We start from the raw sequence: 11848 nt of genomic DNA, 5'->3' as shown, positions 1-11848 counted from the left end.
TGCTCTAAACTCTCCACCGAGCCCCGTGGGGTGACATCCGGCAGGAGGGCCCGGCGTGAGCGTGCAGACGTCCCGTTACGAGAGCGCCCCCCGGCGCCGCACGCAGATCATGGCCGCGCTGCGGCGGGCGGGCTTCCTCTCCGTGGCGGAGCTCAGCGCCCAGCTCGGCGTCTCGCAGATGACCGTCCGCCGCGACCTGCGCCAGCTCGCCGAGTCCCACGAGGTGACCCTCGTGCACGGCGGTGTCAGCCTGCCGCCCGGCGGTGTGGCCGGCCCCGGCTTCGCCTCCCGGGCGCAGACCCACACGCAGGCCAAACTCGCGATCGGGGCGGCCGCCGCCGCCCTGGTGCAGCCCGGCGACACCATCGGCATCGACAGCGGGACCACGGCCGCCGAGGTGGCCCACGCCCTGCCCGCCGAGTTCGAGGGATGCGTGGTCACCCACTCGGTGCCGGTGCTGGGGCACATGCTGTCGCGTCCGCGCGCCCGCGTCATCGGGATCGGCGGCGAGCTGCTGCACGACAACCAGGCGCTGGTCGGCTTCGCGGCCCTGGACCTGACCCGCCGCCTGCGGATCCGGATGCTCTTCCTCGGCGCCGGCGCCGTCGACGAGCGCGGGGTCTACGTGCGCTCGGAGATCGAGCTCAGCGCCAAGCACGCCCTGATGGAGATCGCCGACGAGATCGTCCTGGTGGTCGACGCGAGCAAGCTGACCGCCACCGCCCCGGTGCAGGTCTGCGGGCTCGACCGGATCGACAGCGTGGTCGTCGACGCGCCCCTGCCCGAGCCGGTCGCGACGACGGTGCGGCGCAACGGCATCCGCGTCATCACCGCCTGACTTTTCCGGCCCACTCCGCCACCGGCCGCCGGTCCGGCGGGCGGCACCGGGTGTCACGACGCCCTGCGGCGGGCCCTGCCGTCCCGGTAGCCCAGCGGCATGCCCGGCCGTCCAGCTAGCCCAGCGGCGGGCCCTGCCGTCCGCGTAGCCCTGCGGCGGGCCCGGCGGTCCGGGTAGCCCACCAGCACCACCGCGGCGACACGTCCCGTTGCGGGGCGCGTCGTCCTTTTTCGCCCGCCACCGCCGGTCACCGGGACGACCCAGTTTGTTTCCAGCCCTTGACGGGCGGATGAACGCCGGCTAGAACTGCATGCAGTTCTTCACAAGTGTGAGAGAGGCCTCATGGGACTCAGCGGAGATCTGCAGCACGCCCCGGACGTGGTCGACCAGGCCGCCCCCGCGGCCGGAAAGGCCGGCCCCTCGGTGGGCGCCGTGCGGCTGCCCGACGTCCCCGTCGCCGACGTGCGGTGCCGGGTGTTCCGCGCCCGGCCCGCCGAGCAGATCGCGATGTCCTTCGCCCCCCTGACCCACCGGGTGATGGTGCTGGTCGAGGTCGAGCTGGCCGACGGTTCGATCGGCGTCGGCGAGAGCTGGGCCAACTACCCGTCCTGGGCCTGGCGCGAGCGCATCGCCACGATCAGGGAGGGCGTGACGCCACTGCTGCTCGGCACGCGGCCGGCCGACCCCGCCGACGCGCAGCGGGCGCTGATGGCGAAGCTGGGTCCGCTGGGCCGCCAGTGGGGTGCGCCCGGCCCGATCCACCAGGCGGTGAGCGCGGTCGACATCGCGCTGTGGGACCTGGCCGCCCGGCACGCGGGGCGGAGCCTGGCGTCGCTGCTCACCACGCACCCCCGCACCGAACTGCCCGTCTACGGCTCCAGCCTCGGCCCCGCCGGGGTCGCCGAGACCGCGGCGCACTGCGGGGCGCTCGGGCTGACCGCCGTGAAGGTCAAGGTCGGCTTCGGCCGGGACCGGGACCTGGACAACGTCCGCACCACGCGGCGCGTCCTCGGCGACGGGGCGCAGATCTTCGCCGACGCCAACCAGGCGTGGTCGTTGCCCGAGGCGCTGCGGATGCTGCCGGCGCTGGCCGACCTGGGTGTCGCCTGGGTCGAGGAGCCGCTCGCCGGCGACCGGCCGGAGGAACTCGACGAACTCGGCACCCGCACCGGCATGCCCCTGGCCACCGGCGAGAACCTCTACGGCGCCGCGGCCTTCACCCCGTACCTGCGGGGCAGCGGGGTCACCATCGTGCAACCGGACCTCACCAAGGTCGGTGGGATCAGCGAGTACCTGACGGTGCTCCGGGCCGCCGAGGCCGCCGGCAAGACCGTCAACCCGCATCTGTACAACGGCGCGATCGCGACCGCCGCGACCGTGCAGGTGGCCGCCAGCAGCCCGGCGACGTCCCTCGTCGAGTGGGACGTCCGGTCCAACCCGCTGCGCCGGGCCGCCGACGAGTTCCTGACCGCCCACGGCACGGTCACCGTGCCCAACCGCCCCGGTCTCGGTATCGACCTCGATCCGGACCAGCTCGAGCCGTACGAGGAGCAGCTGTCGTGACCGATTCCCCGATCGTCGACGAGGTCCTGGCAACCCGGAGCGCGGTGCGCATCGGCGGCCGGGCGCTCCCGGGCGCCGTCACGGGGGCGCCCACCCTGCCCGTCGTCGACCCGTCCACCGGGACGGCCTTCGCCGAGGTCAGCACCGGCGGCTCGGCCGACGCCGCCCGCGCGCTCGCCGCCGCCACCGCCGCGCTGCCGGCCTGGGCGGCCACCCCGGTGGCGGAGCGCGCCGCGGCCCTGCGGGCCATCGCCGACGACATCGAGGCCCTGGCGACCCGCCCGGACTGGGCCGGGCTGATCACCCGGGAGACCGGCAAGCGGCTCGCCGAGTCCACCGCCGAGCTGGGGCTGACCGTGACCTACTTCCGGGTCATGGCCGACCTCGTCGAGCGGCAGGAGGAGCAACGGCTGACGGTGGTGCCGCAGCACGAGCACCGGGTCGCCGCCCGGCCGGTCGGGGTCGCGGCCGTACTCACCCCGTGGAACTTCCCGGTCTCCATCCCCGCCCGGAAGATCGCACCGGCACTCGCCGCGGGCTGCCCGGTGCTGTTCAAGCCCTCGGAGCTGGCTCCGCTGTCGTCGATGGTGCTCGCCGCGGTGTGCGAGCGGCACCTGCCCGACGGGGCGCTCGGCACCGTCCTCGGCACCCCGGCCGACGTCGTCTCCCCGTGGCTCGCGGCGCCGGCGGTGCGGGCGGTCTCGTTCACCGGTTCGACCCGGGTCGGTCGCCTGGTGGCCACCGAGGCGGCGCCGCGGTTCCTGCGTACGGTGATGGAGTTGGGCGGCTGCGCGCCGTTCGTCGTCCTCCCGGACGCCGACCCGCAGGCCGCGGCGCAGACCCTGATGGTCGCCAAGTACCGCAACAACGGCCAGTCCTGCATCGCGGCCAACCAGATCCTGGTCGCCCGGGAGGTGGCCGGGGAGTTCGTCGAGGCGTTCGTCGAGGCCACCCGCGCCCTGCGCGTCGGCGATCCCCGGGACCCCGGCACCGACATCGGCCCGCTCGCCCCGGCGGGCGACCCGGCGCGCATGGCCGCTCTGGTCGACGAGGCCGTCGCCCGGGGCGCCCGTGCCGTCGCGCCGCACGGCGCGGCGCCGTCCGCCGGGCACTACGCCGCCCCGACGGTGCTGCTCGACGCGCCCGTGGACAGCCGCGCCATGACCGGTGAGATCTTCGGACCGGTCGCGCCGGTGCACGTCTACGACGACCTCGACGCGGCGTTGGCGGTGCACCACGCCACGGGCTACGGGCTCGCCGGCTACGTGTGCGGCACCGACCTGGACGCCGCGCGGGCGGTCGCCGACCGGCTGCGCGCCGGCATCGTCGGGATCAACACGGGCACGCCGAACACGCCGTGGGTGCCGTTCGGCGGGCTCGGTGACTCGGGCGTCGGCTACGAGGGCGGCCGGCCGGGCCTGGAGGCGTTCCAGACCCACCTCAGTGTCGCCTCCCGCCCGGTGGGGGCCTGAGCGTCATGCGCCTGCTCATCGGCCAGACCGGCGCGCCGACCGCCGTCGTCAACGCGAGCCTGCGCGGCTTCCTGGAGGGCGCCGAGGGACACGAGGTCCTCGCCCTGCGCGGGGGCCCCGACGGTCTCGTCGACGGCCGGCTCACCCCGGTCACCCTCGCCGACGTCCCGCCCGCCTGGACCCACCGCGGCGGGTCCTGGCTCGGCGCCGGTCGCCGGGCGGTCACCGGCGACGACCTCGACGCGGCGGTCGCGACGCTCGCCGAGCACCGCGTCGAGGGGGTCGCGCTGATCGGCGGCAACGGCACGATGGCGCTGCTGCGGGCCCTCACCGAACGCGCCGAGCAGGCCGGGTTGCCCCTGTGCACCGCGGGCATCCCCAAGACCGTCGACAACGACCTGGTCGGCGTCGACCACTGCCCGGGATTCGGCTCCGCCGCGCGCTACCTGACCCGGGTCGTGCCCGACCTCGCCCGCGACCACGCGGCCATGCGGGCGATCGAGCCGGTACGCATCGTGGAGACCCTGGGCCGGTCGGTGGGCTGGCTGGCGCTGGCCGCGACGTGGCACCGGGAGGACCCGGCACACGCACCGCACCTCGTCCTGCTGCCGGAGGTGCCGTTCGACCGGGCGGACTTCCTGCGCCAGGTCGACGACGCCCTGCACGCGCACGGCCGCGCGTTCGTGGTGACCAGCGAGGGCGCCGCCCGCGAGCTGACCGACGAGCCCTTCGAGGCGGCCAACCACACCAGGATCCTGCTGGGCGGGGTGTCCCGCCGGCTCGCCGCGCTGGTCACCGCCGAACTCGGGGTCGCCGCCCGCGGCGAGGTCCTCGGCATGGTGCAGCGCTCGGCCGGCGCCCTGGCCGGCGACGTCGACCGCCGGGAGGCGACCGAGGCCGGACGGCACGCCGCGCGGCTGCTCGCGGACGGGCGCAGCGGACTCATGGTCGGCCTGCACCGCGTCGGCACCGACCCCTACGCCGCCGGGTACGACCCGGTGCCACTGGCCCAGGTGGCCGGCCACACCCGACCGGTACCCGCGCCGTGGCGCACGACCGACCCCGCCGACCTCGGCGACTTCCACGACTGGCTCACCCCTCTCATCGCCTGAGTGACCCCTCCATCGAAAGGCAGGCACATGCGGCACAGGTACCTGAGCGCGGCGCTCGCCCTGGCCCTGGTCGGCGGACTCACCGCCGGCTGCGGCTCGGACTCCGCCGGCTCCGCCAACGAGATCAACCTGATCATGTCGAACCACCCCTGGCAGCGGGCGATCGAGCCGTTGATCGACGACTTCGAGAAGGAGTCGGGCGTCACGGTGAAGGTCCAGACGTTCGCCGAGCAGCAGATGCGCGACAAGGTGCAGCTCAACCTCCAGTCGCGCAGTGCCTCGATGGACGTGTTCATGACGCTGCCCTCCCGTGAGGGCCCCCAGTTCGCCAAGTCCAACTACTACGAGCCGCTGGACGACCACGTCGGCAAGGCGGGGGCGGACTACGACGTCGACGACTTCCCGGCCGCCGTACGGGCCGGCATGACCGTGGACGACAAGCTGATCGCCGCGCCGATCAACGTCGAGGGCGTGGTGCTGTACTACCGCACCGACCTGTTCGACAAGTACGGCGTCACGCCGCCGAAGACGCTCGACGAGCTGACCACCGCCGCCGAGACGATCAAGCAGAAGTCCGGCGGCAGCGTCACCCCGATCGCGTTGCGCGGGCAGTCCGCGGCGCTGCCGTTTACCTTCGGCCCGTTCCTGCACTCGCAGGGCGTGAGCTGGACCAAGCCCGACGGCACGCCCAACTTCGACGACCCCAAGGCGATCGAGGCGATCGACCGCTACGCCACCCTGGCCCGCGAGTACGGCCCGCCCGGCGTCGTGAACAACACCTTCACCCAGTCCTCGGCCCTGTTCGCCGCCGGCAACGCCGCCATGGAGCTGGAGTCGAGCAACGAGGTCAGCAGCATCGTCGACCCCAAGACCTCCAAGATCGCGGACAAGATCGGCGTCCTCGACTTCCCGGCCGGCGCCGCCGGTTCCAAGACCACCGTGCTGTCCTGGGGCCTGTCGGTCTCCTCGTTCTCGAAGAACAAGGACGCGGCGTGGAAGTTCGTGCAGTGGGCCACCAGCGCGAAGACGCAGCTGGAGCTCACCAAGTCCGGCATCGCCCCGCCGCGCACCTCGGTCAGCCAGGACCCCGCCTACACCGCCACGCTCAACACCGAGACGCTCAAGCAGTGGAACGCGGCGCTGACGAAGGCGCAGACCGACGGTGACACCGAGGTCGGGCCGGTGGGTGTCGCGGCCCCCGAGATGCGCAAGGTCATCGGCGACGCGGTGGGCACCGTGATCCTCGGCCGGGCGAGCGCCGCGGACGCGGCCAAGCAGATCCAGGACGGCCTCACCCCGCTGCTGGCGAAGAACAGCGAGTAGGAGCCTCATGAGCACCGACACGACGACGAAACGCCCGACCGGCCCCCGCCCCGCCAGCACGGCGGGGCGGGGGGCGGGGCGCCGGCCGAGAAGGACGGTGCATCCGACCGCCCGGGGGATCTGGCCCTTCGTGGTGCCGGCCGCCGTGGTCACCGCCCTGCTGGTCCTGCTGCCGATCGCGTACACCGTCTGGTTGTCGGTGACCGACCGGCAGTCCGACGGCACGAACACGGGCTTCCTCGGGTTCGACAACTACGCCCAGATGTTCGCCAACCCGGCGTTCTACAACTCCCTGAAGGTCACGCTCTTCCTCTTCGTGGTGTGCCTCGCCGTGGAGACCGTGCTGGGACTCGCGCTCGGCTACGTGATGAGCCTGGACGTGCCCGGCCGGCGCGTCTTCCAGGGCATGATGCTCATCCCGGCGATCACCGCGTCGGTGGCGGTCGGCCTGCTCTGGCTGCTGATCATGGATCCGTCGCTGGGGGCGGCCAACGAACTGCTGGCCGTCATCGGGATCGACCCCGTGGTCTGGCTCGGTGACCCGTCCATCGCGCCCTGGTCCATCGCGCTCGTGGACATCTGGCAGTGGACGCCGTTCATGGCGCTGATCATCTCCGCCGGCATCCGGTCGTTGCCGGAGGAGCCGTTCGAGGCGGCGGCCATCGACGGGGCGAGCGGCTGGCGTACCGCGTGGAACATCGGTCTGCCCCTGCTGCGGCCGGTGCTCATCGTCGCGATGCTGCTGCGCACCGTCGACCTGGTCCGCTTCTTCGACACCATCTACATCATGACCCAGGGCGGGCCGGTCGACTCGACGAACACCCTCAACGTGTACGGCTACAACGAGGCGTTCATCAACCAGGCGCCCAGCTACGCCGCCGCCCTGCAGATCGCCCTGCTGGTGCTCGTCGTACTGATCGCCACCGTCTTCACCCTGGTCCGAAGGAGGGCCGCGAAATGAGCGCGGGCAAGCGGCTGGTCGGCGTCTACACCGCGTACTTCCTGTTCGCCGTGGTCTTCTTCGGCCCGGTGCTGTTCATGCTCTGGTCGTCGCTGCGGCGCAACGTCGACATCACCGGCTCCCTGTTCGACGTGGCCTCGCCGCTGACGCTGGAGAACTTCACCAACCTGTTCGAGCGGTTCGAGTTCGGCCGCTACATCGTCAACAGCTTCATCGTGGCCGGCGGCTCCACCCTGCTCGGCCTGGTGCTTGGCGCACCGGCCGCGTACGTGATCGTCCGGCGGCAACTGAACACGTTGGGCTTCGTGACGTTGCTCGCCCGGATGGCACCCGGTGTGCTGTTCGTGCTGCCGCTGTTCGTGCTCTCCATCCGGATCGACGCCCCGTCGAACACGGGGCTCAACTACGCCCTGCTCATCGTGGCGCATTTGATCGTCACGCTGCCGCTGTGCATCTGGCTGCTGATCCCGTTCTTCGAGGAGATCCCGATCAGCATCGAGGAGTCGACGCTCATCGACGGCGCCTCCACCTGGCAGCGGTTCCGCATGGTGGTGCTGCCGCTCGCCATGCCCGGCGTCTCGGTGGCACTCACGCTCAGCTTCGTCTTCTCCTGGAACTACTTCCTGTTCGCCCTGGCGCTCGCCAACGACCAGACGCTGCCGCTGACGGTCATCGCCTTCAACTTCATCGGCCAGGGATCGAACGACTTCGGCGGTCTGATGGCCGCCAGCACGCTCATCTCAGCGCCGGCCCTACTGCTGACGATCTTCGCGCAGCGGTGGCTGGTGCGTGGAATCACCGGAGGTGCCGTCAAGTGACGACCACCAGTGTCCGTGCCCGCTTCCTGGGCGACGGACGGATCGACTTCGAGCGGGCCACGCTCGGCCCGGTCGCGAACGGGCAGGTACGCGTACGCGTCGACGTCTGCGCCCTCTGCGGCTCGGACAAGCGGCTGCTGCGGTCGGGCTCACCCGTGGTGCCGGGGCACGAGATCGCCGGCACCGTGGTCGACGTCGGCGCGGACGTCACCGTGCCCGTCGGGACCCGCGGCATCGTCTACATCCCGGTCTTCTGCGGTACGTGCCGGCGCTGCGCCGCCGGCCGCACCAACCAGTGCCTGCACCTGCGGGAGCTGATCGGCTGGCAGCGCGACGGCGGGTTCGCCGAGCACGTCGACGTGCCGGCCCGCTGCCTGCTGCCGGTGCCCGACGACGTGCCGCTGGACACGGCGGTGCTCGGTCTGGACACCGTGGGCACCGCCGCGCACGCCCTACGCCTGTGGCAGCGCACCCAGCCCGACGGCGTCGACCGGGCGCTGGTCATCGGCGCCGGCCCGTTGGGCCTCGGGGTCGTCGCCGTGGCGGGCGCCTTCGGCGTCGGCGAGGTGGACGCCTTCGACCCGCACGAGGGTCGCCTCGCCACGGCCGTCGAGCTGGGCGCCCGGGCCGCCGGCGACCTGGCGGCGGAGAACCAGTACGACCTCGTGGTCGAGGTCAGCGGCGCCGCGGCGGCCCGGGAGACCGCGCAGCGGGTGGTCGCGCCCGGCGGCGCGGTGATCGCCCTCGGCGAGTCCGACGAGCCCTACACGATGCCCGCGACGCCCCGCTGGCGGCGCACCGACTGTTACACGGTGCGTTCCTTCTACTTCCCCACCAGCGAGGTCGAGGCGAACTGGGACCTGCTGCGCGGCCACGGCGCCGCGCTGCGGGACCGGCTGACGGTGCCGGTGACCCTCGCCGAGCTGCCGGACGCCTTCGCCCGCTTCGTCGCCGGCGACTACTTCAAACCCTGCATCGTGTCGGAGGACGCCTCATGAACCAGCCGCAGCACCTGCTCATCCTCGCGGTCGACCAGCGTCCCTGGCTCACCCAGGCGCTCTACGGCCACACCGGCACCGCCACGCGCGGCCAACGCGCGGCGATCGCCGACGGCAAGCACATGGTGGTGGAGGGTCTCCTCGCGGCGCTCGCGGACGAGCCGAGGCTCGCCGCGCACGCCGGCATCCTCGTCGACGCGACGCTCGGCCCCGGTGTGGCCGAGCGGGCCCACGCCAACGGGGTGACCGTGAGCATGCCGCTCGAACGCGGTGGTTGCGAGATCTACGAGACCGAGCCGGCCGACCTCAGGTCCCACCTGGAGCACCACGGACCGGAGCTGCCCAAGGTCCTGGTCCGCTACAACGTCGAGGGCGACGTCGACGGCAACCGCGTCCAGCGCGCCCGGCTGGCCGAGGTGTCCACGACGGTCCGCGACACCGGTGGCCGTTTCCTGTTCGAGCTGCTCGTGCCGCCCACGCCCGCGCAGCTCGACGCCGTCGGCGGCGACCCGGGACGGTTCGAGCGGGAACTGCGTCCCGCGCTGGTGCACCGCGCGATGACCGAGCTGCTCGACGAGGTGCCGGTGGACGTCTGGAAGCTGGAGCACCTCGACCGGCAGGAGCACTACCGCACCGCGGCCCGGATCGCGGCCGAGGCCGGCGGCGAGTGCATCCTGCTCGGCGCCAACGCGCCGGCGGCGCGGGTCGAGGGGTGGCTCGCCGACGCCGCCGCCGCCGGATTCACCGGCTTCGCTATCGGGCGTAGCATCTGGTGGGACGCGCTGCGCGGGCTGCTCGCCGGGGACCTGGCCCGCCCTCAGGCGGTGGCGGCGGTCGCCGCGAACTATCGCGGATTCGCCGCCGCGTTCCTCGCCGCGGTGCCGGTCGGGCCCGAGCCGCACGAGTGAGGACACCAGTGACGCCACCTTCCCCGCCCCGGCCCCCCGCCGCGACGCTGCCGGCGCCCGCCACCGCGCCCGCGCAGGAGGCGGACCCGCACACCGGTGAGCGGGTCGGCGAGCTGCTCTACCGGACGCTGCGCGACCGGATCATCTCCGGCGAGCTGCGGCCCGGCACCCGGCTGAGCGTCCCGGCGTTGGCCGAGGAGTTTCGGGTGAGCCGCAGCCCCGTGCGCGACGCGGTGATCCGCCTGGTGCAGGACGAGCTGGCGCGCGAGACCCTCAACCGCGGCGCGGTCGTCGCCCGCATCGAGGGCGAGGAGCTGGTCAGCCTCTACGAGGCCCGCGAGGCTCTGGAGTGGGCGGTGGCCCGGCTGGCGGCGCAGCGGTACAGCCCGGCGCTGCGCCGCCGCCTGCTCGCCCTGATCACCGAGCACCGGCAGGTCGCGGCGGACGGCGACTTCGCCCGCCACATCGAGCTCGACGCCGCGTTCCACCGGGAGATCCGGCAGGCCGCGCAGAGCCCGGTGCTGACCCGGATGCTCGACGGCGTCCAGAGTCGGGTCCTGATCGCGATGCGCTCGACCAGCCTCACCGGCGGCATGGCCCAGGCCGTCGCCGACCACCAGGCCATCTTCGAGGCGCTCTGCTCGGGTGACCCCGACGCCGCGGGTGAGGCCGCCCGGGCGCACATCCGCCGACTCAAGGAGCTGCTTCGTGCCGCTTACTGAAGCCCGCACGATCGCCGCCGTCCGGTGCCACGGTCCGGGCGACGTACGCGTCGAGCAGCTGCCCGAGCGCGCCCCGGGCCCCGGCGAGGTGGCCATCGAGCCCCTGGCCGTCGGGGTCTGCGGCACGGACGGCCACATCGTCGGCGGCAGCTTCCCGGCGGCCCGCCCGGTCGTGCTGGGCCACGAGGTCTGCGGACGGGTGCGGGAGGTCGGCCCCGGGGTCGACCGGCTCGCGCCCGGCGACCTCGTGACCGTCGAGCCCCACGACTACTGCACCGCCTGCGCGTACTGCCGGCTGGGGCAGGAACACCTCTGCGACGCCAAGCGGGGCTACGGCGTACGGCTCGACGGCGGGATGACCGAACGCATGGTCGTGCCGGCACGGATCGCCTACCGGCTGCCCCCGGACACCCCACCGTGGATCGGCGCCCTCACCGAGCCGCTCGCGTGCTGCATCCACGGCATGGACCAGCTCGCGCCCCGCTCCGGCCTGCCCGTGCTCGTCTACGGCGCGGGCCCGGCGGGGGCGATGATGGTGGCGCTGGCCCGCTCCCGGGGGCTCGCCCCCGTCGTCGTCATGGATCCCCGCCCGGACCGCCGCGACCTCGCGCTGCGCATGGGAGCCGACGCCGCCCTCGATCCGACCGACCCGGCCAGCGAGGCGGCGGCCCGGGCCCTGACCGACGGCCTGGGCTTCCCGTACGTCGTCGACGCCGTCGGCTCGGCGCGCCTGCTGGAGTCCGCGATCGGCATGGCCAGCCGCGGCGGCCGGATCCTGGTCTTCGGTGTCGCCCGGCCGGACGAGGAGGCCCGGGTACGCCCCAACGAGGTCTTCGCGCGTGAGCTGACCATCGTGGGGGCGGTCATCAACCCGTACACCCACCACCGCGCCGTGGGCATGCTTCCGACGCTCGGTCTGGACCGGCTGCGGCCGGCGTTCTTCCCGTTGGAGAAGGTCTCGCAGGCGCTCGAGGCCCAGGCCGTCGGCCAGGCCGACAAGGTCTTCGTCGCCCCGCACGGCGTCGACGCCGCCCGCCGGTAACCGGGCGGGAGCGGGCGGGGCCACCCCATGCGACGCCACCGGGGCCGGGCCCCGGTGGCGTCGCACGGCGTTGCCGACTTTTGACCGTCCG

Annotated in this window: 11 protein-coding genes; all 11 read left to right on the top strand. The window is 73.4% G+C overall.

Annotated elements, in window-relative coordinates; genetic code table 11:
• Positions 1–55: 55 nt before the first annotated feature.
• The 11 genes from ACLQ20_RS13240 to ACLQ20_RS13190 all read left to right on the top strand — a co-directional run bounded on the left by ACLQ20_RS13240 (position 56) and on the right by ACLQ20_RS13190 (position 11757).
• Entirely contained in the window at positions 56–838 is a 783-nt protein-coding gene (locus tag ACLQ20_RS13240; RefSeq protein ID WP_151452646.1) for a DeoR/GlpR family DNA-binding transcription regulator, read from the top strand.
• A 342-nt stretch (positions 839–1180) separates the two neighbouring features.
• On the top strand, positions 1181–2401 hold the full coding sequence (locus ACLQ20_RS13235) for a mandelate racemase/muconate lactonizing enzyme family protein (RefSeq protein ID WP_327028528.1): 1221 nt from the start codon (positions 1181–1183) through the stop codon (positions 2399–2401).
• Positions 2398–3873 carry an aldehyde dehydrogenase family protein gene (locus tag ACLQ20_RS13230; protein WP_327028529.1) on the top strand — a complete coding sequence of 492 codons (1476 nt, stop codon included), beginning with the start codon at positions 2398–2400 and terminating at the stop codon, positions 3871–3873. The genes ACLQ20_RS13235 and ACLQ20_RS13230 overlap by 4 nt, the downstream gene beginning before the upstream one ends.
• Before the next feature lie 5 nt (positions 3874–3878).
• Positions 3879–4985, top strand: a complete 1107-nt coding sequence (locus ACLQ20_RS13225) for a diphosphate--fructose-6-phosphate 1-phosphotransferase (protein WP_151452649.1) — start codon at positions 3879–3881, stop codon at positions 4983–4985.
• Positions 4986–5012: 27 nt separating this feature from the next.
• Positions 5013–6308, top strand: a complete 1296-nt coding sequence (locus ACLQ20_RS13220; protein ID WP_327028530.1) for a sugar ABC transporter substrate-binding protein — start codon at positions 5013–5015, stop codon at positions 6306–6308.
• A gap of 97 nt (positions 6309–6405) precedes the next feature.
• Positions 6406–7269 (top strand): carbohydrate ABC transporter permease, encoded by an 864-nt coding sequence (locus tag ACLQ20_RS13215; RefSeq protein ID WP_192581238.1) that lies wholly within the window; start codon positions 6406–6408, stop codon positions 7267–7269.
• Complete coding sequence (locus ACLQ20_RS13210) at positions 7266–8087, top strand: carbohydrate ABC transporter permease (RefSeq protein ID WP_151452652.1); 822 nt, start codon at positions 7266–7268, stop codon at positions 8085–8087. Before ACLQ20_RS13215 ends, ACLQ20_RS13210 begins: the two co-directional genes overlap by 4 nt.
• Positions 8084–9085, top strand: coding sequence for an alcohol dehydrogenase catalytic domain-containing protein (locus ACLQ20_RS13205; RefSeq protein WP_192581239.1), 1002 nt, complete (start codon positions 8084–8086; stop codon positions 9083–9085). The genes ACLQ20_RS13210 and ACLQ20_RS13205 overlap by 4 nt, the downstream gene beginning before the upstream one ends.
• Positions 9082–9993, top strand: a complete 912-nt coding sequence (locus ACLQ20_RS13200; RefSeq protein ID WP_255474680.1) for a 2-deoxy-5-keto-D-gluconate 6-phosphate aldolase domain-containing protein — start codon at positions 9082–9084, stop codon at positions 9991–9993. Before ACLQ20_RS13205 ends, ACLQ20_RS13200 begins: the two co-directional genes overlap by 4 nt.
• An 8-nt stretch (positions 9994–10001) precedes the next feature.
• Positions 10002–10715: a GntR family transcriptional regulator gene (locus ACLQ20_RS13195; RefSeq protein ID WP_327028532.1), complete on the top strand. Its 714-nt coding sequence runs from the start codon at positions 10002–10004 to the stop codon at positions 10713–10715.
• Complete coding sequence (locus ACLQ20_RS13190; protein ID WP_425855710.1) at positions 10702–11757, top strand: alcohol dehydrogenase catalytic domain-containing protein; 1056 nt, start codon at positions 10702–10704, stop codon at positions 11755–11757. The genes ACLQ20_RS13195 and ACLQ20_RS13190 overlap by 14 nt, the downstream gene beginning before the upstream one ends.
• Positions 11758–11848 lie beyond the last annotated feature (91 nt).

The sequence above is a fragment of the Micromonospora sp. DT46 genome, from assembly GCF_049841735.1.
In the GTDB taxonomy this organism is placed as follows: Bacteria; Actinomycetota; Actinomycetes; order Mycobacteriales; family Micromonosporaceae; genus Micromonospora; species Micromonospora reichwaldensis.
The sequence above is the reverse complement of the archived record's forward strand: the minus strand, read 5'-3'. Positions and strand labels throughout refer to the sequence as shown.

Bases quoted from the DNA above. Each gene is read 5' to 3' on its own strand.
- ACLQ20_RS13235 (WP_327028528.1), top strand. From the start codon at position 1,181: ATGGGACTCAGCGGAGATCTGCAGCACGCCCCGGACGTGGTCGACCAG.
- ACLQ20_RS13210 (WP_151452652.1), top strand. From the start codon at position 7,266: ATGAGCGCGGGCAAGCGGCTGGTCGGCGTCTACACCGCGTACTTCCTG.
- ACLQ20_RS13225 (WP_151452649.1), top strand. From the start codon at position 3,879: ATGCGCCTGCTCATCGGCCAGACCGGCGCGCCGACCGCCGTCGTCAAC.
- ACLQ20_RS13200 (WP_255474680.1), top strand. From the start codon at position 9,082: ATGAACCAGCCGCAGCACCTGCTCATCCTCGCGGTCGACCAGCGTCCC.
- ACLQ20_RS13220 (WP_327028530.1), top strand. From the start codon at position 5,013: ATGCGGCACAGGTACCTGAGCGCGGCGCTCGCCCTGGCCCTGGTCGGC.